The 25,933-nt window shown below is 49.6% G+C and carries 27 protein-coding genes, 1 pseudogene and 1 other annotated feature (1 of these 29 cut by a window edge); of the genes and pseudogenes, 10 read left to right on the top strand and 18 right to left on the bottom strand.

From position 1 onward, the window contains the following. Positions 1-53 precede the first annotated feature (53 nt). Positions 54-1,988 (top strand): exoribonuclease II, encoded by a 1,935-nt coding sequence (gene rnb / locus ACJHW7_RS03415; RefSeq protein ID WP_000484984.1) that lies wholly within the window; start codon positions 54-56, stop codon positions 1,986-1,988. 76 nt (positions 1,989-2,064) lie between these two features. On the opposite strand, the gene ACJHW7_RS03410 is transcribed toward rnb, so the two are convergent. Continuing rightward, positions 2,065-2,169 carry a hypothetical protein gene (locus ACJHW7_RS03410; RefSeq protein ID WP_000221855.1) on the bottom strand — a complete coding sequence of 35 codons (105 nt, stop codon included), beginning with the start codon at positions 2,167-2,169 and terminating at the stop codon, positions 2,065-2,067. Between the two features lie 53 nt (positions 2,170-2,222). Between ACJHW7_RS03410 and pdeR the strand changes: the two genes are divergently transcribed. Further along, positions 2,223-4,208, top strand: coding sequence for a cyclic di-GMP phosphodiesterase (pdeR, locus tag ACJHW7_RS03405; RefSeq protein ID WP_021556745.1), 1,986 nt, complete (start codon positions 2,223-2,225; stop codon positions 4,206-4,208). Here pdeR and ymiD read toward each other — a convergent pair. Continuing rightward, positions 4,190-4,318, bottom strand: a complete 129-nt coding sequence (gene ymiD, locus ACJHW7_RS03400; protein ID WP_023148853.1) for a protein YmiD — start codon at positions 4,316-4,318, stop codon at positions 4,190-4,192. The two genes, pdeR and ymiD, sit on opposite strands and share 19 nt — an antisense overlap. Positions 4,319-4,355: 37 nt before the next feature. On the opposite strand from ymiD, the gene yciZ reads away from it, so the two are divergent. The 3 genes from yciZ to osmB all read left to right on the top strand — a co-directional run bounded on the left by yciZ (position 4,356) and on the right by osmB (position 5,855). Next, positions 4,356-4,529, top strand: coding sequence for a protein YciZ (gene yciZ / locus ACJHW7_RS03395; RefSeq protein WP_001288368.1), 174 nt, complete (start codon positions 4,356-4,358; stop codon positions 4,527-4,529). An 89-nt stretch (positions 4,530-4,618) separates the two neighbouring features. Continuing rightward, positions 4,619-5,368 carry a DNA-binding transcriptional regulator YciT gene (locus tag ACJHW7_RS03390; protein WP_021556744.1) on the top strand — a complete coding sequence of 250 codons (750 nt, stop codon included), beginning with the start codon at positions 4,619-4,621 and terminating at the stop codon, positions 5,366-5,368. 268 nt (positions 5,369-5,636) lie between these two features. Further along, positions 5,637-5,855, top strand: a complete 219-nt coding sequence (osmB, locus tag ACJHW7_RS03385) for an osmotically-inducible lipoprotein OsmB (RefSeq protein WP_000498253.1) — start codon at positions 5,637-5,639, stop codon at positions 5,853-5,855. A gap of 125 nt (positions 5,856-5,980) precedes the next feature. On the opposite strand, the gene yciH is transcribed toward osmB, so the two are convergent. The 5 genes from yciH to pgpB all read right to left on the bottom strand — a co-directional run bounded on the left by yciH (position 5,981) and on the right by pgpB (position 9,634). Next, the gene (gene yciH, locus ACJHW7_RS03380) at positions 5,981-6,307 is read right to left on the bottom strand and encodes a stress response translation initiation inhibitor YciH (protein ID WP_001362354.1); all 327 of its coding nucleotides are present in this window, start codon (positions 6,305-6,307) and stop codon (positions 5,981-5,983) included. After that, positions 6,307-7,044, bottom strand: a complete 738-nt coding sequence (pyrF, locus tag ACJHW7_RS03375) for an orotidine-5'-phosphate decarboxylase (RefSeq protein ID WP_024227164.1) — start codon at positions 7,042-7,044, stop codon at positions 6,307-6,309. Before pyrF ends, yciH begins: the two co-directional genes overlap by 1 nt. Positions 7,045-7,236: 192 nt before the next feature. Next, on the bottom strand, positions 7,237-8,406 hold the full coding sequence (gene lapB, locus ACJHW7_RS03370) for a lipopolysaccharide assembly protein LapB (protein ID WP_000891353.1): 1,170 nt from the start codon (positions 8,404-8,406) through the stop codon (positions 7,237-7,239). Between the two features lie 6 nt (positions 8,407-8,412). Next, positions 8,413-8,721, bottom strand: a complete 309-nt coding sequence (gene lapA / locus ACJHW7_RS03365; RefSeq protein ID WP_000876292.1) for a lipopolysaccharide assembly protein LapA — start codon at positions 8,719-8,721, stop codon at positions 8,413-8,415. Between the two features lie 148 nt (positions 8,722-8,869). Continuing rightward, positions 8,870-9,634 carry a phosphatidylglycerophosphatase B gene (gene pgpB / locus ACJHW7_RS03360; protein WP_001256540.1) on the bottom strand — a complete coding sequence of 255 codons (765 nt, stop codon included), beginning with the start codon at positions 9,632-9,634 and terminating at the stop codon, positions 8,870-8,872. A 169-nt stretch (positions 9,635-9,803) separates the two neighbouring features. Here pgpB and ribA point away from each other — a divergent pair, with 169 nt between their 5' ends. After that, entirely contained in the window at positions 9,804-10,394 is a 591-nt protein-coding gene (ribA, locus tag ACJHW7_RS03355; protein WP_001176295.1) for a GTP cyclohydrolase II, read from the top strand. A 63-nt stretch (positions 10,395-10,457) separates the two neighbouring features. Here the strand turns inward: ribA and acnA are convergent, their stop codons facing one another. The 6 genes from acnA to topA all read right to left on the bottom strand — a co-directional run bounded on the left by acnA (position 10,458) and on the right by topA (position 17,916). Further along, on the bottom strand, positions 10,458-13,133 hold the full coding sequence (gene acnA / locus ACJHW7_RS03350; RefSeq protein ID WP_021556742.1) for an aconitate hydratase AcnA: 2,676 nt from the start codon (positions 13,131-13,133) through the stop codon (positions 10,458-10,460). A gap of 163 nt (positions 13,134-13,296) precedes the next feature. Next, positions 13,297-13,392, bottom strand: coding sequence for a small membrane protein YmiC (gene ymiC, locus ACJHW7_RS03345; RefSeq protein WP_001310756.1), 96 nt, complete (start codon positions 13,390-13,392; stop codon positions 13,297-13,299). A 113-nt stretch (positions 13,393-13,505) separates the two neighbouring features. Then, positions 13,506-13,673, bottom strand: a complete 168-nt coding sequence (yciX, locus tag ACJHW7_RS03340) for a protein YciX (RefSeq protein WP_021556741.1) — start codon at positions 13,671-13,673, stop codon at positions 13,506-13,508. Positions 13,674-13,675: 2 nt separating this feature from the next. Beyond that, positions 13,676-13,816 carry a YmiA family putative membrane protein gene (locus ACJHW7_RS03335; protein WP_001300896.1) on the bottom strand — a complete coding sequence of 47 codons (141 nt, stop codon included), beginning with the start codon at positions 13,814-13,816 and terminating at the stop codon, positions 13,676-13,678. Between the two features lie 318 nt (positions 13,817-14,134). Continuing rightward, positions 14,135-15,109 carry an HTH-type transcriptional regulator CysB gene (gene cysB / locus ACJHW7_RS03330; protein WP_000776253.1) on the bottom strand — a complete coding sequence of 325 codons (975 nt, stop codon included), beginning with the start codon at positions 15,107-15,109 and terminating at the stop codon, positions 14,135-14,137. A 209-nt stretch (positions 15,110-15,318) separates the two neighbouring features. After that, complete coding sequence (gene topA / locus ACJHW7_RS03325) at positions 15,319-17,916, bottom strand: type I DNA topoisomerase (RefSeq protein ID WP_001309471.1); 2,598 nt, start codon at positions 17,914-17,916, stop codon at positions 15,319-15,321. A gap of 379 nt (positions 17,917-18,295) precedes the next feature. On the opposite strand from topA, the gene ACJHW7_RS03320 reads away from it, so the two are divergent. Then, positions 18,296-18,547, top strand: a complete 252-nt coding sequence (locus ACJHW7_RS03320; RefSeq protein WP_001031530.1) for a YciN family protein — start codon at positions 18,296-18,298, stop codon at positions 18,545-18,547. 35 nt (positions 18,548-18,582) lie between these two features. Here the strand turns inward: ACJHW7_RS03320 and sohB are convergent, their stop codons facing one another. After that, positions 18,583-19,632, bottom strand: a complete 1,050-nt coding sequence (gene sohB, locus ACJHW7_RS03315; RefSeq protein ID WP_000422045.1) for a protease SohB — start codon at positions 19,630-19,632, stop codon at positions 18,583-18,585. Between the two features lie 219 nt (positions 19,633-19,851). On the opposite strand from sohB, the gene ACJHW7_RS03310 reads away from it, so the two are divergent. Together ACJHW7_RS03310 and cobO are read left to right on the top strand one after the other, a co-directional pair. After that, positions 19,852-20,610: a YciK family oxidoreductase gene (locus ACJHW7_RS03310; protein WP_000559283.1), complete on the top strand. Its 759-nt coding sequence runs from the start codon at positions 19,852-19,854 to the stop codon at positions 20,608-20,610. Then, positions 20,607-21,197: a cob(I)yrinic acid a,c-diamide adenosyltransferase gene (gene cobO / locus ACJHW7_RS03305; RefSeq protein WP_001278904.1), complete on the top strand. Its 591-nt coding sequence runs from the start codon at positions 20,607-20,609 to the stop codon at positions 21,195-21,197. The genes ACJHW7_RS03310 and cobO overlap by 4 nt, the downstream gene beginning before the upstream one ends. 39 nt (positions 21,198-21,236) lie before the next feature. On the opposite strand, the gene rluB is transcribed toward cobO, so the two are convergent. The 4 genes and pseudogenes from rluB to rnm all read right to left on the bottom strand — a co-directional run bounded on the left by rluB (position 21,237) and on the right by rnm (position 25,742). Beyond that, positions 21,237-22,109, bottom strand: a complete 873-nt coding sequence (rluB, locus tag ACJHW7_RS03300) for a 23S rRNA pseudouridine(2605) synthase RluB (RefSeq protein ID WP_001291216.1) — start codon at positions 22,107-22,109, stop codon at positions 21,237-21,239. 212 nt (positions 22,110-22,321) lie between these two features. Beyond that, a pseudogene (locus tag ACJHW7_RS03295) lies at positions 22,322-24,216 on the bottom strand (DUF2207 domain-containing protein). A 27-nt stretch (positions 24,217-24,243) separates the two neighbouring features. Further along, on the bottom strand, positions 24,244-24,864 hold the full coding sequence (locus tag ACJHW7_RS03290) for an L-threonylcarbamoyladenylate synthase (RefSeq protein WP_021556738.1): 621 nt from the start codon (positions 24,862-24,864) through the stop codon (positions 24,244-24,246). Further along, on the bottom strand, positions 24,861-25,742 hold the full coding sequence (rnm, locus tag ACJHW7_RS03285) for an RNase RNM (RefSeq protein WP_001285678.1): 882 nt from the start codon (positions 25,740-25,742) through the stop codon (positions 24,861-24,863). The genes ACJHW7_RS03290 and rnm overlap by 4 nt, the downstream gene beginning before the upstream one ends. 137 nt (positions 25,743-25,879) lie before the next feature. On the opposite strand from rnm, the gene trpL reads away from it, so the two are divergent. Next, positions 25,880-25,924 carry a trp operon leader peptide gene (gene trpL / locus ACJHW7_RS03280; RefSeq protein ID WP_001386774.1) on the top strand — a complete coding sequence of 15 codons (45 nt, stop codon included), beginning with the start codon at positions 25,880-25,882 and terminating at the stop codon, positions 25,922-25,924. After that, positions 25,901-25,933: a sequence feature (Trp leader region), on the top strand; it runs 61 nt beyond the window's last position. It overlaps the preceding gene by 24 nt.

Here is a 25,933-nt window from a genome sequence, read left to right as displayed (position 1 = left end):
ACAGATTCGCGTAAAACTGTCAGCCGCTCTAATGGCCACCAAAATAGACAATTATGTTTCAGGACAACCCGCTGCTAGCGCAGCTTAAACAGCAACTGCATTCCCAGACGCCACGCGCTGAAGGGGTGGTAAAAGCCACAGAAAAAGGCTTTGGCTTCCTGGAAGTCGACGCGCAAAAAAGTTATTTCATTCCGCCGCCGCAGATGAAAAAAGTCATGCATGGCGACCGAATTATCGCGGTGATCCACAGTGAAAAAGAACGTGAATCCGCAGAGCCAGAAGAACTGGTTGAACCGTTCCTGACTCGTTTCGTGGGTAAAGTTCAGGGCAAAAATGACCGTCTGGCCATCGTTCCTGATCATCCACTCTTAAAAGACGCCATTCCTTGCCGCGCAGCCCGTGGCCTGAACCACGAGTTTAAAGAAGGCGACTGGGCGGTTGCCGAAATGCGCCGTCATCCGCTGAAAGGCGATCGTTCTTTCTATGCAGAACTGACACAATACATCACTTTTGGTGACGATCACTTTGTACCGTGGTGGGTTACCCTTGCACGCCATAATCTGGAAAAAGAAGCACCAGACGGCGTCGCTACCGAAATGCTCGATGAAGGTCTGGTTCGTGAAGATCTGACCGCGCTGGATTTTGTCACCATCGACAGTGCCAGCACAGAAGATATGGATGACGCCCTTTTCGCTAAGGCGTTGCCGGATGACAAACTTCAGCTGATTGTGGCGATTGCCGATCCAACCGCGTGGATTGCTGAAGGCAGTAAGCTGGACAAAGCCGCGAAAATTCGCGCATTCACCAACTATCTGCCTGGCTTCAACATCCCTATGCTGCCTCGCGAGCTTTCTGACGATCTCTGCTCACTGCGCGCCAATGAAGTCCGCCCGGTACTGGCATGCCGCATGACGCTCTCCGCTGATGGCACCATTGAAGATAATATCGAATTCTTTGCCGCCACCATCGAATCCAAAGCGAAGCTGGTGTATGACCAGGTTTCTGACTGGCTGGAGAATACCGGTGACTGGCAGCCTGAAAGTGAAGCAATTGCCGAACAAGTCCGTTTGCTAGCGCAAATTTGCCAACGCCGCGGCGAGTGGCGTCATAACCACGCACTGGTGTTTAAAGATCGCCCGGATTACCGCTTTATTCTCGGTGAAAAAGGTGAAGTGCTGGATATCGTCGCCGAGCCTCGTCGCATTGCCAACCGTATCGTCGAAGAAGCGATGATTGCCGCTAACATTTGTGCGGCTCGCGTACTGCGCGATAAGCTCGGTTTTGGTATCTATAACGTGCATATGGGCTTTGATCCGGCGAATGCCGACGCGCTGGCAGCGTTGCTGAAAACGCACGGTCTGCATGTCGATGCCGAAGAAGTGCTCACGCTGGACGGTTTCTGCAAACTGCGTCGTGAACTGGATGCGCAACCAACTGGTTTCCTCGACAGCCGCATTCGTCGCTTCCAGTCATTTGCTGAAATTAGCACTGAACCCGGTCCTCACTTTGGCCTCGGTCTGGAGGCATACGCCACCTGGACTTCGCCGATCCGTAAATATGGCGACATGATCAACCACCGTCTGCTGAAAGCGGTTATCAAAGGCGAAACTGCGACGCGTCCACAGGATGAAATCACTGTCCAAATGGCCGAGCGTCGCCGTCTCAACCGGATGGCAGAACGTGATGTTGGTGACTGGTTATACGCACGCTTCCTGAAAGACAAAGCCGGGACCGACACCCGTTTCGCAGCGGAAATTGTCGATATCAGCCGTGGCGGCATGCGTGTTCGTTTGGTTGATAACGGCGCTATCGCCTTTATTCCGGCACCTTTCTTACACGCTGTGCGCGATGAACTGGTTTGCAGCCAGGAAAACGGCACCGTACAAATTAAAGGTGAAACGGTTTATAAAGTAACTGACGTTATTGACGTCACCATTGCCGAAGTCCGCATGGAAACCCGCAGCATTATTGCGCGCCCGGTCGCGTAATCTCCTTTCACGGCCCATTCCTTATGAATGGGCCGTTTATTTCCCCGCTCTACCTTCATCATATCCCGGCAGTTTTTTAACTGACTTTCGTTTGAAAACTGGCGTTTTTCCAAAACTGGATTACAAATAAATATATAAAAAAAACAATGCGTTTAGCCGCCGTTAATTTCATGTAAGTCATGTTGTTCCTTTTATTTAACCGCGGACTCCGCTGTTAACCGGAGGATATGCATCATGAAAACCGTTAGGGAGTCCACAACGTTGTACAACTTTCTCGGATCGCACAATCCATACTGGCGGTTGACGGAAAGCAGCGATGTTTTGCGCTTTTCTACCACCGAAACCACAGAACCTGATCGTACTTTGCAGTTATCTGCCGAACAGGCTGCTCGCATCAGGGAAATGACGGTCATCACCTCCAGCCTGATGATGAGTCTGACCGTCGATGAGAGCGATCTTTCTGTGCATCTGGTAGGACGAAAAATAAATAAACGGGAATGGGCTGGCAACGCGTCTGCATGGCATGACACACCGGCAGTTGCTCGTGATTTATCACACGGGCTTTCCTTTGCTGAGCAGGTAGTTTCTGAAGCACATTCCGCAATAGTGATTCTCGACAGCCGGGGGAATATCCAACGCTTCAATCGGTTATGTGAAGATTACACAGGGTTGAACGAACACGACGTCATTGGCCAAAGCGTGTTTAAACTGTTTATGAGCCGTCGTGAAGCTGCGGCATCCAGGCGCAATAACCGTGTATTTTTTCGAAGCGGCAATGCATATGAAGTCGAACTGTGGATACCAACACGTAAAGGCCAGCGGCTGTTTCTGTTTCGCAATAAATTTGTCCACAGCGGCAGTGGCAAAAACGAGATTTTTTTAATCTGTTCCGGCACCGACATTACCGAAGAGCGCCGCGCTCAGGAGCGACTGCGTATTCTGGCAAATACCGACAGTATCACCGGACTGCCGAATCGTAACGCAATGCAGGAGTTAATCGATCACGCTATTAATCATGCAGATAACAATAAAGTTGGGGTTGTGTATCTTGATTTGGATAATTTTAAAAAGGTCAACGACGCCTATGGGCATTTGTTTGGTGACCAGTTATTACGCGACGTGTCATTGGCTATTTTAAGCTGTCTCGAACATGACCAGGTGTTGGCGCGTCCAGGTGGCGATGAGTTTCTGGTACTGGCATCCAACACCTCACAAAGCGCGCTGGAAGCAATGGCATCACGAATTTTGACCCGCTTACGGCTCCCCTTTCGCATTGGTTTAATTGAAGTTTATACCAGCTGTTCAGTAGGTATTGCACTCTCTCCCGAACATGGTTCGGACAGCGCGGCTATTATTCGTCACGCCGACACAGCAATGTACACAGCAAAGGAAGGCGGACGAGGACAATTTTGCGTTTTTACCCCAGAAATGAATCAACGGGTATTTGAATATCTCTGGCTGGATACCAACTTGCGTAAAGCACTGGAAAACGATCAGTTGGTTATTCACTATCAACCGAAAATCACCTGGCGTGGCGAAGTGCGCAGTCTGGAAGCACTAGTACGTTGGCAGTCACCTGAACGTGGGTTGATTCCACCGTTGGACTTCATTTCCTACGCAGAAGAGTCAGGGCTAATTGTGCCTTTAGGCCGTTGGGTTATTCTCGATGTCGTACGCCAGGTGGCGAAGTGGCGGGATAAAGGCATTAACCTGCGAGTGGCGGTAAACATTTCTGCACGTCAGCTCGCCGATCAAACCATTTTCACCGCCCTGAAACAGGTTCTCCAGGAACTCAATTTTGAATACTGCCCTATTGATGTTGAACTGACAGAGAGCTGCCTGATTGAGAATGATGAACTGGCACTGTCTGTTATTCAACAATTTAGCCAATTAGGTGCGCAAGTACATCTGGACGATTTTGGTACCGGCTACTCTTCACTTTCGCAACTGGCGCGCTTTCCGATCGATGCCATCAAACTTGACCAGGTTTTTGTTCGGGATATTCACAAACAGCCTGTCTCGCAGTCACTGGTCCGGGCGATCGTCGCTGTGGCCCAGGCATTGAATCTTCAGGTGATCGCCGAAGGTGTAGAGAGTGCAAAGGAAGATGCTTTTTTAACCAAGAATGGGATCAATGAGCGGCAAGGATTTTTGTTTGCCAAACCGATGCCCGCCGTCGCCTTCGAACGCTGGTATAAACGCTATCTGAAGCGCGCATAAGTAGATGAATATATATACTTAGCGCTATATTCCGTCATTATATATCGTATTCCCGGATGATAATTAGCCGTTGCTGTTAAACACTTCTCTTTTAGCGGCAATTTTTGCATTATTCATTTTCCCCCTTTTGCTATAAGGATGTCCTTGATGTCTGAATTTGATGCCCAGCGCGTTGCCGAACGTATTGATATTGTGTTAGATATCCTTGTGGCAGGCGATTACCACTCTGCGATCCATAATCTCGAGATACTTAAAGCAGAACTCTTGCGCCAGGTTGCTGAATCTACGCCAGACATCCCGAAGGCACCGTGGGAGATTTAACAATCGTGCCTTCAGGTTTTCCTATTTGAGGATGCCCGGCGCGTCAGTATTTTTTTATTTAGTATTATAACGTTATAAGAATTACAGCGATGAATTCCCGACAACAAACTATTCTACAGATGGTCATTGACCAGGGTCAGGTTAGCGTAACCGATCTGGCAAAAGCCACTGGAGTTTCTGAAGTTACCATTCGCCAGGATCTCAACACCCTCGAAAAACTGAGTTACCTCCGCCGTGCACATGGCTCTGCAGTTTCGCTTGATAGTGATGACGTCGAAACCCGTATGATGAGCAACTATACGCTGAAGCGTGAACTCGCCGAGTTTGCCGCGTCACTGGTTCAACCGGGCGAAACCATCTTTATCGAAAATGGCAGCAGCAATGCCCTGCTCGCCCGGACTCTGGGGGAGCAGAAGAAAAATGTCACTATCATCACGGTCAGCAGCTACATCGCGCATTTGCTGAAAGACGCGCCTTGTGAAGTTATTTTGCTCGGTGGCGTGTACCAGAAAAAAAGCGAAAGTATGGTTGGCCCGTTGACACGCCAGTGCATCCAACAGGTACATTTCAGCAAAGCATTTATTGGTATTGATGGCTGGCAACCTGAAACTGGATTCACCGGTCGCGATATGATGCGTACCGATGTGGTGAATGCCGTGCTGGAAAAAGAGTGCGAAGCGATAGTCCTGACTGACAGCTCGAAATTTGGTGCTGTACATTCATACTCCATCGGTCCCGTTGAGCGATTCAATCGCGTGATTACCGATTCGAAAATACGCGCCAGCGATCTGATGCATCTTGAGCACAGTAAACTCACCGTTCACGTCGTTGACATTTAACCATTTCCCTTCTCTACGGATGATTTGCAGTTTGGCAAATCATCCGCTCTAAGATGATTCCTGGTTGATAATTAAGACTATTTACCTGTTATTAACACTCTCAAGATATAAAATTATTATCAGCGATATAACAGGAAGTCATTATCACCTGCGTGATATAACCCTGCGCGCGAGCGGATTTCACGGAATAATTTCACCAGGCTTATTCTTAGCTATTATAGTTATAGAGAGCTTACTTCCGTGAATCATAAATTCAGGAGAGAGTATTATGTTTGTAACGAGCAAAAAAATGACCGCGGCTGTTCTGGCAATTACCCTGGCAATGTCTCTGAGTGCCTGTTCTAACTGGTCTAAACGGGACCGCAACACCGCAATCGGCGCGGGTGCAGGGGCATTAGGCGGTGCAGTACTGACCGATGGCAGTACGTTGGGTACATTAGGTGGCGCAGCTGTCGGTGGTGTTATTGGTCACCAGGTCGGTAAATAATCGTAAATAAATGTCGATTATCGACTCGCAATTATAATACGCTTGATTCTGTTCAGTACGAAATAACTGAATAATACACACAGTAAAATATTCGAAAGCCACGGATATATCCGTGGCTTTTTATGTTAACCGCCTGCGAGTTTTACCTTCATCCCTTTCGCTTCAAGTAGTGATTTTAATAAATCACGCTTATCGCCCTGGATTTCAATAACTCCATCTTTAACTGCTCCGCCACAGCCGCATTTTTTCTTCAGTTCCGCTGCAAGTTTTGTCAGTTCGGCATCATCGAGATCGATACCGGTAATCAGGCAAACGCCCTTACCTTTACGTCCACTGGTCTGACGCTGAATACGCACCACACCATCGCCTTTAGGGCGTACTGGGGCCGCTTTGGGCTCATCAATACGCCCGGTTTCTGTAGAGTAGACCAGACGGCTGTTGGAATCACTCATCATGCACTCCGCTGTAAAGAGGCGTTGATCGCTTTCAGCGTCTGCGCTGGATCTACCGATTGCGTTACCGGGCGACCAATCACCATATAATCAACACCAGCCGCCAACGCCTGTTCTGGCGTCATAATGCGGCGCTGGTCACCTGCTTCACTCCCCTGCGGACGAATGCCCGGTGTAACCAGTTTGAACTCCTGACCGAATACCTGTTTAAAGCGCACAGCTTCCTGAGCAGAACACACCACACCATCAAGGCCACATTTTTGCGTCAGTGCCGCCAGACGTTCTGCATAATCTGCAGGTGACAGTGTCACGCCAAGATCGGCCATGTCGCTGGCTTCCATGCTGGTCAACACTGTCACAGCAATCAAAAGCGGTGCATCTTTGCCATACGGAACCAGTGCCTCACGCGCTGCGGTCATCATACGCGCCCCACCAGAGGCATGAACATTCACCATCCACACGCCTAAGTCAGCTGCAGCAGCGACAGCGTGCGCTGCAGTGTTGGGGATATCGTGGAATTTCAGGTCAAGAAAGATATCAAAACCACGCTGTTGAAGTTCGCGCACAAACTGTGGCCCAAACAATGTAAACATCTCTTTGCCGACCTTCAGACGACAATCGCGTGGGTCGATCTTGTCGACAAAGGCCAGCGCGGCATCACGATTATGATAATCAAGGGCAACAACCACAGGAGAATTCGTAACAGCGCGGGAAGAAGATGAAGCAGTTAACGTCATGACCAGACCTTCTTGATGATGGGCACCGGAAGTGGCGCGAAACAGGTAAACGGCGAGCATTCTACCCGTGGAAATAAAAAATTAACAGTTGCGATTTTTCCCCTGGCAGGCTTTTTCTGCTCCGTCGTTGCCGGAGCACAATGGAACATCAATAACTAGTATGTTGTAACTAAAGTCGGATTTTTTTAAAAATTACAGGCCATCAAGACCGCGAATCGGTTTAATGGTTGACCAGGCCCGACAAGACGGACAATGCCAGTAGAGGGTGTATGCGGTAAAACCACATTTCTGGCAGCGATAACGAGGCTTACTACGTACCTTCTCGCCAACCATGTCACGCAGCACCATCAGGCTCTCTTTGGCACGCCCTTCTTCCGCTTCATTTAAGTGGTAATCCATTAACTTATGGAACACACGCATGGTCGGATGACGCTGAAGCTGGCGCGTAATATAGACCTGTGCGGCCTCACTACCGTCGCGCGCTTCGATGATATCAGCAAGCATCAATTCAGCATCGGCACCGGTGTTCTCTTCCACCGCGCGTTGCAGGAATTCTGCCCATTCGGCAGTTTTACCCAACTGCTGATAGCAGGTTTGCAGCATTTCCAGCGTTTCGCTGACCAGTTCTCTGTCCTGGGATATCACGCGTTGCAAACTTTCGACGGCTTTGGCGTATTCTCCTTTCGCCATAAACACGCGTCCCATCATGATGGATACGCGGGCGCTGTTTTTATCTGCCGCCGCCCCTTTTTTTAGCAAGGTCATGGCACGATCGAGATCGTCGCTGGCCATATGCTGCAGGGCTAACTCACAGTAGAAATGGGCAATTTCGACGCGCTGTTTATCTTTACCCAGCTTCACCAGGCGTTCGGCAACATCAATTGCTTTCTGCCACTCACTGGTAGCCTGGTAGATTTGTAGCAACTGTTGCAGAGCGCCAATGCGGAAGTCAGTTTCATCGGTCAGCTGATTGAACATGTCTTCCGCGCGGTCGTATAACCCGGCGGCCATGTAATCACGCCCCAGTTGTTGAATCGCCAACAGACGCTGTTCATAGGTCAGCGAGGCGCTTTCCATTAGGGTCTGATGGATGCGAATAGCGCGATCAACTTCGCCACGCGAACGGAACAGGTTTCCGAGCGTAAGGTGGGCTTCAACGGTGCCTGTATCCTCTTTAAGCATATCGAGAAACAGGTCTACCGCTTTATCCTGTTGATTACTAAGCAGGAAGTTAACCCCCGCTACGTAATCACGCGACAAGCGGTTGGCTTCATCTTGCTTGTTTTGTTGCGCACTTCTGCGGCCCATATACCAGCCATAGGCAGCGGCTACAGGCAAAAGCAGAAACAACAACTCCAGCATAGAAAGTTATTCCTTCGCCGCTGACGAGTGCTGCACTACAGCCACGTCAGTCGCGGGTGAAAGCTGGTTTTCCAGTCGCTTTATTTTACGTTCAGCGCGCACCAGGGAAACACGAACTCGCAGCCAGAACAGGCCACAAATCAACCAACCGATAGCAAAACCCGCAGCAAACAATACCGCCAGCAATGTGGAAATACGGTACTCCCCTTGCGCTAACAGATAATTAAACGTCACCTGTTGATCGTTCTGCGCACCCAACGTGACCGAAATCACGAAGATCGCTAACACCAGTAAGAAAATGAGTAAATATTTCACATTACTTCCCGTTATGTGGTTAGAGCGAATAAATTATGGTCAACTTACCGCAATAGCCCTTTAAAGTACCATTTTCGCGCCGTCTGCGAAATGGCATCCACGCGCATTGTTGATGATTTAAGGGCTAAATTCGGAAAATCAACCAGCGTTAACTTTCTTGTTCTCGTTGCGCTATTTCGCGATTTTCTTCCGCAGGCGGTGTTAATGGCCCACAAATTCGTTGCGTAAGCCACGTTGCCACCGCCACCAGCGCCCACGAAATCAACGTAGCTACCACCAGATCGCGTGGCCAATGCATCCCGAGCAGCAGGCGGCTTCCCATGACTCCCGTTGCCCAGACCAGCAAGATAGCAATGGTTAACGTTCGCCGACGCGGCCACAGCAAACCAACGGCCAGCAGTGCCCAACTGGCAGCAAACATCGTGTGACCGGAAGGAAAGGCAAACCCCGTCTCTTTCTGCCAGTGTGAACGCAAATATTGTGGGATATTTTTCTCTTCAGCCAACTGTTCTTTCACTAGATTTCCGCGTTCTGCTCGCTTTAAAGTGTAGAACTCATCAACCGGAATATGATGTGTTTTTTCCAGCCAGATAACAAAAGGTCGTGGTTCCTGGACTTTGTCTTTGATCCAGGATTTAACGCCTTGTCCCACAAGGATTGCGGCCGCCAGAATGGCAAATAATACAAAGGCAGCCTTAATGCGAAAACGCAGACACCAGAGAAACCAGCCGAATAAAATCAAATGTGTAATGACGCCCCAGGGCTGGGTGACAGTTTCAGTAACCCAAAAAGCCGCTTTTAGTAGCCAACTTTGTTCTCCAGGTTGCCAACGCCAGCCAGAAATCCATACGGCTACTGGCATAACAAGCAATAGTGCAGCTCCCACTGCGGTACGTCTGGCAATCGAACGCATGGCCTCTCCTTTTTGATAAGTCCCACAATCATAACTGAAAATGCCAGTTCCAGGAAAAATTGACAGATTTGTGCCATTCCGTGAACGATCGACACGTCGTGATTAGGTGAACCCCTTCTCGTTATGGCAAAATAAGCCAATACAGAACCAGCATTATCTGGAGAATTTCATGCAGCTTAAACGTGTGGCAGAAGCCAAACTGCCAACCCCATGGGGCGATTTCCTGATGGTGGGATTTGAAGAACTGGCAACCGGACACGATCATGTCGCGCTAGTCTATGGCGATATTTCCGGGCATACCCCGGTACTTGCGCGCGTCCATTCCGAATGTCTGACCGGTGACGCCCTGTTCAGCTTGCGCTGCGATTGTGGCTTCCAGCTCGAAGCGGCATTGACGCAAATTGCCGAGGAAGGCCGTGGTATTTTGCTGTATCACCGTCAGGAAGGTCGTAACATTGGTCTGCTGAATAAAATCCGCGCTTACGCACTGCAGGATCAAGGTTACGATACCGTAGAGGCTAACCACCAGTTAGGCTTCGCCGCTGATGAGCGCGACTTCACTCTTTGCGCTGATATGTTCAAACTCCTTGGCGTCAATGAAGTCCGCTTGTTAACCAATAACCCGAAAAAAGTCGAAATTCTGACCGAAGCAGGAATTAATATTGTTGAACGCGTACCGTTGATTGTAGGTCGTAACCCCAATAACGAACATTATCTCGATACCAAAGCCGAGAAAATGGGTCATTTGCTGAACAAATAACCCTCTTGCATTGTGTAATTCTTTTGCTTGCCGGAAGCAAAATAACCGGCAAGCAAATACTTGTTACTTCAACATATTACGAATGACATAATGCAAAATGCCGTCGTTCTGGTAGTAAGTCAACTCCGTCGCGGTGTCGATACGACAACGGCAGGGTACGACTTCCTGGCTACCATCCGCGTGCGTAAGCGTCACCGGAACCGTCGCGCCGGGTTGTAGATTTTGCAGATCGCCAATATCAATCTTCTCTTCCCCGGTTAGCCCTAACGTTTTACGCGTTACGCCTTGCGGAAATTCCAGCGGCAGGATGCCCATGCCAATTAAATTCGAACGGTGAATTCGTTCAAACGATTCGGCAATCACCACACGAATACCAAGCAGACGCGGACCTTTTGCCGCCCAGTCACGACTGGAGCCTGATCCATACTCTTTCCCGGCAATCACCGCCAGCGGCGTTTGCTCCTGCTTATAGCGCATCGCGGCATCATAGATAGAGACAACATCGCTGTCAGGTAAATGCCGCGTCATCCCCCCTTCAACGCCAGGCACCATTTCATTACGGATGCGAATATTGGCGAAGGTGCCGCGCATCATCACTTCATGGTTACCACGCCGCGAACCGTAGGAGTTAAAGTCTTTTCGCTCAACACCCCGACCTTGTAGGTATCGACCCGCTGGGCTGTCGGGCTTAATACTGCCCGCCGGAGAGATATGGTCAGTGGTGACTGAATCCCCCAGCATTGCGAGGATCCGCGCACCGTGAATATCTTCCACAGGTGCTGGTGTTGCCTGCATTTCATCAAAGAAAGGCGATAAACGAATATAGGTTGAATCCTCCTGCCATCCGTAGGTATCGGATCGTGCGACGTTAATTTCTTTCCACTCTGCAGTGCCTTCAAAGACTTCTGCGTACTCTTTGCGGAACATTTCTGTGGAGACTTGTTCTACCGCACGGGCAATTTCTTGTGCCGATGGCCAGATATCTTTCAGATATATTGGATCGCCTCTACGATCATGACCAATAGGCTCAGAAGCCAGGTTGATATTCATATTTCCCGCCAGCGCATAAGCAACCACCAGCGGCGGCGAGGCCAACCAGTTGGTTTTAACCAGCGGATGGATACGGCCTTCAAAGTTACGGTTGCCGGACAGCACTGCACCGACGGTTAAATCGCCTTTTTTGATTGCCGTTTCGATAGGATCGGGCAGCGGCCCAGAGTTACCAATACAGGTGGTACAACCGTATCCCACAAGGTTAAACCCCAGTTCGTCGAGATACGGTGTCAATTTCGCTTTTGCCAGATAGTCAGAAACAACTTTCGAGCCTGGTGCCAGCGACGCTTTGACCCACGGTTGCCGCTTGAGGCCCAGAGTTACGGCTTTTTTCGCCAGCAAGCCTGCAGCCATCAGCACACTTGGGTTAGAGGTGTTGGTGCACGAGGTTATCGCAGCAATGACCACAGCGCCATCAGGTAACTGATACTGATGTCCGTTCATAACATAATCGACCGGCTGGCGATCTTTATGCGTGGCATTCACTTCCAGTTCGTTACTGGCGGCAAATGCTTTTGGTACATCGGGCAGTGCAACGCGATCCTGTGGGCGTTTTGGCCCTGCCAGGCTCGCTTCAACGTCATTCATATCCAGTTCTAACGTACTGGTAAAAATCGGTTCATCGCCCGGGTTACGCCACATGCCCTGCGCTTTGGCATATTTTTCGACCAACTCGACCTGATCTTCGCTGCGCCCGCTTAAACGCATGTAATCGAGGGTTACAGCATCGATTGGGAAGAAGCCACAGGTGGCACCATATTCTGGCGACATATTGGCAATGGTGGCGCGATCCGCCAACGGTAGTGAATCCAGACCATCACCATAAAATTCGACGAATTTCCCGACCACGCCATGTTTGCGCAGCATTTGGGTAACAGTGAGAACCAGGTCTGTGGCGGTAATACCTTCACGTAATTTTCCGGTAAGTTTAAAGCCCACTACGTCCGGGATAAGCATGGAAACCGGCTGGCCTAACATTGCGGCTTCTGCTTCGATGCCACCAACGCCCCACCCCAGCACGCCAAGGCCGTTGATCATGGTGGTGTGCGAGTCAGTACCAACGAGTGTATCCGGATAAGCAATCCATTCACCGTCCTGCAATTCGCTCCACACTGCTTTGCCGAGATATTCGAGGTTAACCTGATGGCAAATGCCTGTGCCTGGCGGCACGACGCTAAACCGACTGAACGCTTGCTTTCCCCATTTCAGGAACACATAACGTTCGTGGTTGCGCTCCATTTCCAGGCGTACGTTTTCTTCAAATGCCTCATCATCACCAAAACGATCGACGGTCACCGAGTGGTCAATGACCAGGTCGACCGGTGAGAGCGGATTAACCTTTGCAGTATCGCCGCCGAGGCGTTTAACCGCTTCGCGCATTGCCGCCAGATCAACAACGGCAGGTACGCCGGTAAAGTCCTGCATCAGCACCCTTGCCGGGCGGTAGGCAATTTCACGGTCAGCATGGGCATTTTTCAGCCATCCCGCCAGCGCGTGGATATCCTCTTCGGTAACCGAGTTACCATCCTGCCAGCGCAGCAGGTTTTCGAGCAAAACTTTGAGTGACTTGGGTAGACGGGTGATATCGCCCAGTGATTTGGCAGCAAGCGGCAGGCTGTAGTAGTGGTAAGTTTTATCTTTGGCCTGCAACGTGTCCTTACTGGCTTCTCGTAGGGTTGACGACATAGCTCCTCCTTAATGACAGGGTTGCGAAGCCCTGATTCTCTTCAGGGTGAATATTAAAGATAACACAAACATCGCGTAACGATTTGATAACAACCCAAATTGATAAAAGAGGAGAAACCTTGTGGCAAAGCAAATGACAACCCCGCCGCAGCGGGGTCAAGGATCAGTGAGTAATGATCCAGAGGAGTTCGGCCCAGAAGAGCATCGACAGAGAAAACGCGCCCATCCAGGACCAATATTTCATATTTGTGTTGATCATAGGCTACACCCTTAACGGTTATTACTTTGTGTTGAGATAACTCAACCTGTTATTGCTGCGGTGTATTAAAAGCCCTGTAATTCATTAAAAATGGGTAATAAGAATGATGATAATTATTGTTTCGGCTGATCATCTTCAGCAAACAGTTCTATAAAGGCTTGCTGCTGCGATGTTAGTTGCCAGTTGTCTGGAATAACGACGGTACATTCCCGTTTCGTTTCTGTTTCATTGTCACTATGCTGGCATAATGGTGACGACTCCAGTTGCTCCTGACCAACCATAGTTATCCCCACACTTTCCAAATCAGCAGTGCGACAACCACCCAGAAAAGTGCAGAACCAAGAAAAACCGCCAGCCAGGCTTTACGTTTTAATTCAGGATCGCGGCGGGGTTCCTGATTTCCAGAAGGCATTGCTAACCTCATATAATCGCCATCACTTATCAGCAAGACGTTGAACGATTGGTGTAATTAATCATACGATGAGACAAATCCTAAAGAAACTTTAGTCAAAAATCCAGCGAATTTACGAATCGTCTTCAGTGAATAATTCAATCTTTTGACCTGAAATAGATATTTGAAAACTGGAGTTTGCGAGGCGGGTAATTAGACACTACTTTACAGGTAATTTACCCTATAAATATGAGGGATAAAAATATTGTGCACGGTATACAAATAAGTAACAAAAGAGAATATATTACGGCACCTTCGCTACATAAAAGGTGCCGATAATAACGCAAGAAATTATTTTTCCGGCAGTTTTATATCTTTAAACATGACCTCAATTTCTTCATTGGAACGCAATGCGACAGCCGCATCAACGACATCACGCGTTAAATGTGGTGCAAAACGCTGAATGAAATCATACATATAACTGCGCAAAAAAGTACTACGGCGAAAACCAATTTTGGTTGTACTGTGGCTGAAGATATCGTGAGCATCAACGCGCACAAGGTCGGGATCGGCGACCGGATCCACCGCCATGCTGGCAATGACCCCTACCCCCAGCCCTAACCGGACGTAAGTTTTAATGACGTCAGCATCCGTTGCCGTGAAAACGATACGCGGCGTTAACCCTGCGCGATTAAAGGCAGTATCCAGTTCTGAACGTCCGGTAAAGCCGAAGGTATATGTCACCAACGGATATTGCGCCAGTTCTTCAATGGTAATGGCTTTTTTGCCTGCCAGCGGGTGATCCGGAGTGACTACAATAGCCCGATTCCAGTGGTAGCACGGTAACATCACTAAATCTTCATACAGATGCAGCGCTTCTGTGGCGATAGCGAAATCAGCATTGCCTTTAGAGACGGCATCAGCAATTTGTGTCGGCGAGCCTTGGTGCATATGCAAAGAAACGCGAGGATAACGCTCAATAAAGCCTTTGATGACGTTTGGTAACGCGTAGCGTGCCTGGGTATGCGTGGTGGCGATATACAGCGAGCCTTTATCCGGCCAGGTGTGCTCACCGGCAACCGATTTTATGGCATCAACTTTCGACAGGACTTCACGAGCGATACGAATTATTTCTTGTCCTGCTGGCGTTACCTGCGTCAGGTGCTTGCCGCTTCGGGAAAAAATTTGAATGCCTAGCTCGTCTTCCAGCATTCTGACTTGTTTACTGATCCCGGGTTGTGATGTGTAAAGTCCTTCCGCTGTTGATGAGACATTCAGGTTATGATTGACCACCTCAACAATATAGCGAAGTTGTTGTAATTTCATGTTAAACCATCCACTTAGACGCCATCAGAACATCGTTTTTTCGTCACACCTGGCGGGTGACTAATACGATTTAATAATAAAAAAGGTGCTAACTATAACCACTATATCATTTATAGCCTTAGTGTATAGGTGTGAAGAAAAAATAATATGCAATAAAAAAGGGCCGCTTTCGCGACCCTTTGTTTATAAAAACCTGACAGAATTAAAGGTTATTTTTTCCCTTCAACCCATTTGCCATCAACATAAAATGCTGACCAGCCAGTCGCCTTTCCGTCTTTTTCCGAAGAGACATATTGCTGTTTGGTTTTACGGCTAAAGCGAACCATAGTCTTATTACCTTCCGGATCCTGCTGCGGCGCATCGGCCAGATAACGCAGTTTTTCCGGCAGACGATCGCGGAAGCGATACAGCTCTTCCACCAGCGGCGCACGCGTTTCACGCGATTTCGGGAAAGTGTTGGCAGCCAGGAAAACACCCGCAGCGCCGTCACGCAGCACGAAATAAGCATCTGATTTTTCGCACGGCAGCTCAGGTAATGGCACCGGATCTTCTTTCGGTGGTGCCACTTCGCCGTTACGTAAAATCTTACGCGTGTTTTTACACTCTTCGTTTGTGCAGGCCATATATTTACCGAAACGCCCCATTTTCAGGTGCATTTCAGAACCACATTTTTCACACTCAACGATCGGGCCGTCATAACCTTTAATGCGGAATTCGCCCTCTTCGATCTCGTAACCGTCGCAGGTTGGGTTATTACCACAGACATGCAACTTACGTTTCGGATCGATGAGATAGCTGTCCATCGCCGTGCCGCATTTCGGGCAACGACGTTTTGCGCGCAGCGCGTTGGTTTCAGCGTCTTCGCCTTCCAGCACGTTCAGCACTTCGTTTTCCGGCACCAGGTTAATGGTTGTTTTGCAACGCTCTTTCGGCGGCAGCGCATAGCCAGAACAGCCAAGGAATACCCCGGTGCTCGCTGTGCGAATCCCCATTTTGCGACCACAGGTCGGGCAGTCGATGCTGGTCAGAACCATCTGGTTCGGACGCATACCCCCCTCTTCCGGATCTTTTTCAGCTTTATCTAACTGCTGAGTGAAATCCGAGAAGAAGTGATCCAGTACAGCTTTCCACTCTGCTTCGTGATTTGCCACCTGGTCAAGGCTGTTTTCCATCTGCGCGGTGAAGTCGTAGTTCATTAACTCGCGGAAATTCTCTTCCAGGCGATCGGTGACGATTTCGCCCATTTTTTCCGCATAGAAACGACGATTTTCTACTCGCACATAGCCACGATCCTGAATGGTCGAAATGATCGACGCATAGGTAGACGGACGACCGATACCGCGTTTTTCAAGCTCTTTAACCAGCGATGCTTCACTGAAACGGGCTGGCGGTTTGGTAAAGTGCTGGGCTGGTGTCAGTTCAACGAGCGTCAGAGCATCGCCTTTATCGACTGCCGGTAAGATACGATCTTCATCGCCTTTACGCAGTGCAGGCATCACTTTTGTCCAGCCATCAAAGCGCAAAATACGACCGCGTGCTTTCAGGCGGAAATCGCCCGCACCAACGGTCAGCGTCGTGGAGTCATATTTCGCTGGGGTCATCTGGCAAGCAACGAACTGACGCCAGATTAACTGGTACAGTTTCTGCGCATCTGCTTCCATATCCTTCAACGATTCCGCCATCACATTGACGTCAGAAGGACGAATCGCTTCGTGCGCTTCCTGTGAGTTTTCTTTGCTGGCGTACTGATTCGGACTTTCCGGCAGATATTTCTTACCAAAATTATCGCTGATATAACCGCGAACCATATTTACCGCGTCCTGACTCAGGTTAGTAGAGTCGGTACGCATGTAAGTGATATAGCCTGCTTCATACAAACGCTGCGCCATCATCATGGTTTTTTTCACGCCAAATCCAAGACGGGTGCTGGCAGCTTGTTGCAGCGTAGAGGTAATAAAAGGAGCGCCAGGTTTACTGGTTGTCGGTTTGTCTTCACGTTCCAGCACGCTGTAGCGCGCTTTTTCCAGCAGACTTACCGCAGCCTGAGTTTGTTCTTTGTTGACCGGACGGAACGGTTTGTCGTTCTGATGAGTCACCTGCAACGCCAACGCATCACCAGATGGCGTGGTCGTGCTGGCATCGACTTCCCAGAACTCTTCCGGCACGAACGCTTTAATTTCACGCTCACGCTCGACCACCAGGCGGACTGCCACCGACTGCACACGACCGGCAGACAGACCACGAGCGATCTTTTTCCATAGCAGCGGCGAAACCATATACCCCACCACGCGGTCCATAAAGCGACGCGCCTGCTGGGCATTAACACGATCAATATTCAGCTCACCCGGTTTGTTAAACGCCTGGCGGATCGCGTTTTTAGTAATTTCGTTAAACACCACTCGGCTATAGCGCGCATCATCACCCCCAATAACTTCCCGCAGGTGCCATGCAATGGCTTCCCCTTCGCGGTCAAGGTCGGTTGCGAGATAGATGTGGTCGGCTTTTTCAGCCAGTTGTTTCAGTTCAGAGACGACCTTCTCTTTACCAGGCAACACTTCATAGTGCGCCTCCCAATTGTGCCACGGGTCAACCCCCATACGGTTGACGAGAGCGCCACGTTCATCCTTTTTAGGCTTTTTAGCCGTCTTGGTGGAGGTAGAGTCGGCACTCTTTTTGGCAGCTGAGCCACTGGTCGGCAAATCGCGGATGTGACCGACGCTGGATTTCACCACGTAGTCACTACCCAGATACTTGTTGATCGTTTTGGCTTTTGCCGGGGACTCAACGATGACAAGAGCTTTACCCATATTCACCTTACCTAATTTGATTCTTCCAGGAATGCGTCGCACGTTGATAAACCTTCCACTGGCAACGAGTTACCGATATGGACTCGTTCTCTGCGGATATCAACCCCTTGTCGTGACTCTGTTCACGAAAATTCAGGTGACTGAGTTAACAGGTCTTGGCCTACAGGCGCTATAGCACGACGGAATTTTGGTCGAATGTCAAGCAAATCTATTGCCAGATTGACGAAAGCGTCACACTGTACCTGATAAAATCCGATACGCAACTTTATTAGCATGCAAAATCCAAAGTTGCCAGTAAGGCGCTCTTGCCACCAGCGTGGTATATTTGTCTGCAAGCCATGCCTGGCGTAGACTAATGTCCTTGTTTAAGGAGTAAATAATGAACAAAGAGACACAACCCATCGACCGCGAAACGCTGTTGAAAGAGGCCAACAAAATCATTCGTGAGCATGAGGATACGCTCGCAGGGATTGAAGCCACCGGCGTCACGCAGCGTAATGGCGTGCTGGTATTTACCGGCGACTACTTTTTAGATGAACAAGGATTGCCAACAGCCAAAAGCACCGCGGTGTTTAATATGTTCAAACACCTGGCCCATGTGCTTTCAGAAAAATATCATCTGGTTGATTAAAGCAAAACGCGAGGTCTTAGCCTCGCGTTTGTCTTTTACATCAATGGCTTTTGACCCCGCTGCCACCAGCGTAGCAACAATCGATCGGCGCTCTCTGCCGCGCTGCCGGTGAATCGGTCAATGAGTCGTTTACGCTGCATATAGCGTACATTAACCACTTCACGGCCTTCCATCAGGCTAAGAATAACTTCATCACTGGTGTTGATTTCATCAACCAGGCCTTTCTCTACCGCCTGTTGTCCGTACCAGTGTTCACCCGTTGCCACCTGTTCAATATCCAGAGACGGACGCATACGCTTCACAAAATCTTTAAACAACTGATGCGTTTCGTTCAACTCTTCGCGGAATTTCTCCCGCCCTTCTTCGGTATTTTCACCCAGCAACGTCAGAGTACGCTTATACTGCCCGGCAGTGTGCAGTTCGATATCAATATCTTTGCTTTTCAGGAAGCGGTTAAAGTTGGGCATTTGCGCCACCACCCCAATGGAACCCACAATAGCAAACGGTGCGGAAACAATTTTGTCCGCCACACAGGCCATCATGTAACCGCCGCTGGCAGCGACTTTGTCTACCGTAACAGTTAAAGGAATGTTTTTATCACGCAGACGCTGCAGCTGCGAAGCCGCCAACCCGTAACCATGCACCATGCCACCAGGGCTTTCCAGACGTAGCACAACCTGATCCTGCGGTTTGAATGCTGCGAGTACAGCCGTTATCTCTTCACGTAGCGAGTTCACTTCATGGGCGTCCATGCTGCCTTTAAAATCCAGCACCCAGACGCGAGGTTTACTGTCAGTTGCCACCTCGCCCAGTTTGGCTTTCGCTTTTGCTGCTTTCGCTTCTTGCTTGTGCTTTTTCTTCTGCGCTTTGTGCCACTGTTTTTGCTGATGTGAGTCCATCAGCGCCGCGGCCAGTTCTTCTTTCATCTCCTTATACTGTTCGCTGAGATTGTTGACCCGTAACTCGCCACGCTGGCGTTTATTACGTTGAGCAACATTGACAATAATGGCGGCAATCGCCGCAATCGCTAGCACAACGGTAACGATTTTCGCCAAAAACAAACCATATTCAGACAACAATTCCACGAGTCCCCACCTTGGTTAAACAACGCTTTGGCTCACAGTTTACAACAGGCATGTTAAGCCGTCTCGCAGAGATGTTATTGCAGCGAAAGTATGACAAAGTATCCATTTTGCGGTGTTATCGCCCCAGGCTGATTGAAATGCCCTTCTGTTTCAGGCATAAAGCCCCAAAGTCATAAAGTACACTGGCAGCGCGACAGACAACGTCGTTGAGGAGTAGCCATGCATTACCAGCCAAAACAAGATTTACTCAATGATCGCATTATCCTGGTGACGGGAGCCAGCGATGGGATTGGCCGTGAAGCCGCGATGACGTATGCACGCTATGGTGCGACAGTGATTCTGTTGGGCCGTAATGAAGAAAAATTACGTCAGGTAGCCAGCCACATAAACGAAGAAACTGGACGTCAGCCACAGTGGTTTATTCTCGATTTGCTGACCTGCACGTCCGAAGATTGCCAACAACTGGCACAGCGCATTGTCGTTAATTATCCGCGTCTGGATGGTGTTTTGCATAATGCCGGATTGCTCGGCGATATTTGCCCAATGAGCGAACAAAATCCGCAGGTCTGGCAGGACGTCATGCAGGTCAACGTTAATGCCACCTTTATGCTCACCCAGGCACTGCTTCCTTTATTACTCAAATCGGACGCCGGTTCACTGGTCTTTACTTCATCAAGCGTTGGACGTCAGGGACGAGCTAACTGGGGTGCATATGCAGCGTCGAAATTTGCCACCGAAGGGATGATGCAGGTACTGGCCGATGAATATCAGCAGCGCCTGCGCGTCAACTGCATTAACCCAGGCGGTACGCGCACCGCAATGCGCGCAAGCGCCTTCCCGACCGAAGATCCACAGAAACTTAAAACACCCGCTGATATCATGCCGCTCTACCTCTGGCTGATGGGCGATGACAGCCGCCGTAAAACCGGCATGACCTTTGACGCCCAACCGGGCCGTAAACCAGGAATTTCCCAATGAGTGATGAACGCTACCAACAGCGTCAGCAGCGAGTGAAAGAAAAAGTAGATGCTCGTGTGGCCCAGGCCCAGGATGAACGCGGTATTATCATCGTCTTTACCGGCAATGGAAAAGGCAAAACCACCGCGGCATTTGGTACGGCAACACGCGCAGTTGGTCACGGAAAAAAAGTAGGCGTCGTGCAGTTTATTAAAGGCACCTGGCCTAATGGCGAACGCAATCTGCTGGAGCCACATGGCGTTGAGTTTCAGGTGATGGCAACGGGCTTTACCTGGGATACACAAAACCGCGAGTCTGATACCGCCGCCTGCCGCGAAGTCTGGCAACATGCAAAGCGGATGCTTGCTGATTCCTCACTGGATATGGTTTTGCTTGATGAACTGACGTATATGGTGGCGTATGACTATTTGCCACTGGAAGAAGTGGTGCAGGCGTTAAATGAACGTCCACATCAACAGACGGTGATTATCACGGGTCGAGGCTGTCATCGGGATATTCTTGAACTGGCGGATACGGTAAGTGAGCTGCGCCCCATCAAACATGCGTTTGATGCCGGTGTTAAGGCGCAAATAGGGATTGATTATTAATCTGTAAAAATGCCGGATATGACGTCCGGCATACTTTGATTAACCGTTATTACGCCCGCCAGAACGACGACCGCCGCTCACCTGACTGTGACGTTTCACCGCACGACGAATCTGATTAGCCTTCATGCGACGACGGTCTTTTTCTACAGCGACTTTAGAGCTGGTTTCTGGCGGAAGCTCCACCAGTTCGCGCAGATAGTTAGTCTGGGCGAGGTCCAGCTCCGTCCAGCCACCGCGTGGCAGACCTTTTGGCAGTGGGATATCACCGTAACGAACACGGATCAGGCGGCTCACCTGCACACCAACCGCTTCCCACAGACGACGAACTTCACGGTTACGGCCTTCGGTCAGAGTCACGTTGTACCACTGGTTGATCCCTTCGCCGCCGCTGAACTTGATGGTTTTAAAAGCTGCCGGACCATCTTCCAGTTGCACGCCACGACTCAAATCACGCAGTTTCGCGTCGTCAACCTGACCAAATACACGCACGGCATATTCACGTTCAACTTCACGGCTTGGGTGCATTAAACGGTTTGCCAGTTCACCATCGGTGGTGAACAGCAGCAGACCACAGGTATTAACGTCCAAGCGACCCACGGCAATCCAGCGTGCGCCACGCAGTTTTGGCAGACGGTCAAACACCGTTGGACGTCCTTCCGGATCGTTACGGGTACACAACTCACCTTCCGGTTTGTAATAGGCCAGAACGCGACAAATTTGTTCAGCGGACTCACGTACCGAAATCAGGTGACCATCGATACGGATTTTCAATCCAGGGGTAACTTCAACGCGATCGCCGAGTTTAGCAATTTTGCCATCAACACTCACACGACCGGCTTCAATAATAGATTCGATTTCACGGCGAGAACCGTGGCCGGCACGCGCCAGCACTTTCTGTAGCTTTTCGCTCATAGAGCTTCCTTTTGGTGTCGCCTTCCCAGGCGTCTGATATGCTTTTGTGCAACAGTGAGTCAGAACTTACATCTGACTCACTGATAGTAAAGTCTGTTTGAACTCTTCAGGCCTTAAGTAAACGACTCGACGTTTTAACTGGCCTGGCTTTGAGGCGCAACATACTACACTATCTTTATGGTTAAAGCTTGTTTCGATTAACATCAGCTTGATTACCAGCCACCACCGCCTCCGCCACCCGCGCCGCCGCCAGCACCACCACCGGAATAACTTCGCCCCAACAAACTGCTATTGGCCCCCAGACTCAGGTGCATCTGCAATGAGAACAAAACGCCACTACGGGCAATTTCCGGGGCGCGAACAGCCGCTGTGAGTGATGGGGTGATACGTGCTGCCCATTCTCTGCCAAGGTTTGCCGAGACCGCCCAACCTGGCAACGCGTAATCCAGTTTCCGTGTTTCCCCTTTCCGCCGACGCCCACTGTGCGTTGCCGCCTCTTTACGCGCAAGATAGTTAACGATAGCTTCACCGTGGGCATAACGTTGCTGTCCAGTTTGGGTAAACTTTGGCAGAAAAATATACCCCATGCCAGTGAGATAACCGGTCAGGAAAACAGCGCTAAAATAACCCGCTGGCATATACCAGTAAAAGAATACATCTCCGACATTGATATAGAGAGAATAGAAGGCTACGCCTGAACAAATCAGTGGTAAAAACAAAGTGATGATTACACGATTAACGCAAGGCTTGTCATCATCGCGGGCAAACAAAAGCTCAAGGGAACAAAATAAAAAAGGAAGAAGCCAGCAGATCATAATAAACATATCGCCCACCAGACTCATTCCTGCCCAACCTACGGGACTCAGGTTACCGTAGAGAATGACCGCCAATATTGCCATTCCGCCCCATTGCAAAAACGCATCAGGTCGGTAAAACGAAGACTTTTTACGCGGCAGATAAAATTTCTGCATCCGTAAAAATGCCCTGCGTAAGACTCTGTTGCGTCTCCCCGTAAGAACGACCTTATCGCCTTTACGAAATAACGCTTCCAGTAATAACTGCTCTGCGGGCAGTAATACCTCATTATTTCTGGTCGCGCCTTCATTAACACGAATCAGGATTTGCTGGTTCTTGTCAGACTGATCTTCCAGATGAATTTTTCCTTTCACAATCAGATTTACGATATCGGCACAAAACCCTTTATCGTCGTAAACCAGCTTCGCATCGAGACGTAACATGCCGGGCGTGTAATCTGGCGGAATGACATCGGTTTCAATCACATCTACCGGCGTAAATTGCGGCCTGCGCTTCCAGAGATATAACCATCCACAAACCAGGAATAGACACGGAAACCAAATTAACAACGATGACGTGGAGGGTAAAAGAAGATGGCTGAAAATATTCGTCGTTTGTGGAGCCGGGGCATTGCTAAGTAACGAGTGAGGCCAACGGTAGAGTACCGTGAAATCTTCACGATAAAACGGATCGCTGGATTCAATTCTTCCGTCCTCAAGGATGCGGCCATTTCGATATGTGTCGCCCTCTTCTCCAGTAAAGAGATCGATTTCGCTAAATGGATTACCCGCGATATCAGGGAACTTGAGTGAAAATCGGGTCTTATAGATTTCAAACGGCCAGTGGTTACCAGTCACGTTCCAGATTAACAGATCTGAATCTCCCTCACGCAGGAAAGCATTTTTAACCTGATAATGAATTTGATAATGATAGTCGCCTTGAGGCAAGAAACGTTGTTTATCGCCCACGACAATACTCATTAACCCGATATGCCAGTCAAGATGCCAAGGTTCAGGAATACCATCACGGGTGACGCCAACAATATGATAGTTCAGCAGTGCAGCGTCCCCATCAGGCTGCATCCATAGTCGTGGTAAATCACGATAAAACCCGTGCTTAATCTGCTGATTTCGCGCCTGAAATGAATGTTCTCTTTGATGTCGAGCACCCCATCCGGTTGCAGAGTGGCTTCAACATCAAAGAGCGAGATCCCTTCTTCATAAGAAGGCATCTCCTTGTTTTCTGCATAACTTAGAGATGATACAAACAGCCCTGCTATCAACAGCAAAATGCAGCGAAACTTCCCTGCCATAGTCTTCCATCCGTGGAACGCAATTTGTTATAAGAAAGGCTTCACATCACCTACGCCTTCACGCACCACGACCGGCGTATCATCGGTAAGATCAATAACCGTTGTTGGTTTCTGCCCGAGATAGCCGCCGTGAATAATCAAATCTACCTGTTTTTCCAGACGGTCTTTAATTTCTTCGGGATCGGATTCGGTAAATTCGCTGCCTGGCAGCATTAGCGAAGTGGAAAGCATCGGTTCGCCCAGTGCTTCAAGCAAAGCCTGCGCAATCGGGTTAGAAGGCACACGCATACCGATGGTTTTGCGTTTTTCCTGCAACAGACGGCGCGGCACTTCCTTCGACCCCTTCAGGATGAAGGTATAGTTGCCCGGCGTGTTGTTTTTCATTAAACGAAACGCAACGTTATCGACAAATGAATAGGTCGAGAGTTCAGAAAGATCGCGACACATCAGGGTAAAGTTGTGACCGTCCGGCAGCTGGCGAATACGACAAATACGCTCCATGGCGTTTTTATCTTCAATTTTACAGCCGAGCGCATAGCCGGAATCAGTTGGATAAACAATCACCCCGCCTTTGCGCACGATCTCCACCGCCTGGTTGATCAGACGTTGCTGTGGGTTATCAGGATGAATATAAAAAAACTGGCTCATAATTCCCTCTCTGTGGTGTTCTGCGGCTGTTCCCATAGCTGCCAGACGCCTTCAACGCCTGCGGGCAGCCAGAGTTTACGACCCAGTTCGATCCACGGGCATGGCTGATGAAAATCAGATCCTTGTGATGCCCATAAATGATGCTGACGCGCAAGTGTCGCCAGCTGGGTGCGTTCATTGGGCGATTGCTGGCACTGCGCGACTTCCATCGCGTCGCCGTCGTGTTCGGCAAAATGCGCAACCAATCTTTTCAGCCATTTAGCACTAAGATTGTACCGCCCAGGATGAGCTAGCACCGCCTTACCGCCAGAATGATGAATGACATCAATAGCTTGTTCTATTGTACACCACTGTGGCGGAACGTATCCGGTTTTCCCGCGCGCCAGATACTTTTTAAAGACATCCGCCATTGAACTGGCTTTGCCGCACTCAACAAGGAAACGCGCAAAATGACCGCGCGTCACTGCGCCGCCCTGCGCCAGTCGTTGTGCGCCTTCCAGCGCCCCAGGTATTTGCGCTTTTTCAAGTCTTTCGGCAATTTGCTGCGCCCGCTGATTGCGCCGTTCTGTCTGCTGTGCGAGGAACTCACACATTAGCGGATGAGTAATATCAATATTCAGCCCGACAATATGAATTTCATGATTTTCCCAGACCGTGGAAATTTCCACGCCGGGAATAAGATTCAGCGCCAGTCCCGAACGTGAAATTTCCTCTCTTGCTGGCGCGATTGCAGCTGTGGTGTCATGGTCGGTGATCGCCAGGGTGCCGACGCGCATCTCGACTGCACGGTGCACCAATGCTTCTGGCGTCAGGCAGCCATCGGAAGCTGTGGTATGGCTGTGCAGGTCGTAAATCACTGCGTAATTCGTGTCGCTCAAGGCGCACTCCCGTTCTGGATAATGTTTTTTGCGCCGACATCATAACGGTTCTGGCAAATATTCTGAAATGAGCTGTTGACAATTAATCATCGAACTAGTTAACTAGTACGCAAGTTCACGTAAAAAGGGTATCGACAATGAAAGCAATTTTCGTACTGAAAGCTTGGTGGCGCACTTCCTGAAACGGGCAG

The organism is Escherichia sp. WS1152 (assembly GCF_046487665.1).
Lineage (GTDB): Bacteria > Pseudomonadota > Gammaproteobacteria > Enterobacterales > Enterobacteriaceae > Escherichia > Escherichia coli.
The sequence above is the reverse complement of the archived record's forward strand: the minus strand, read 5'-3'. Positions and strand labels throughout refer to the sequence as shown.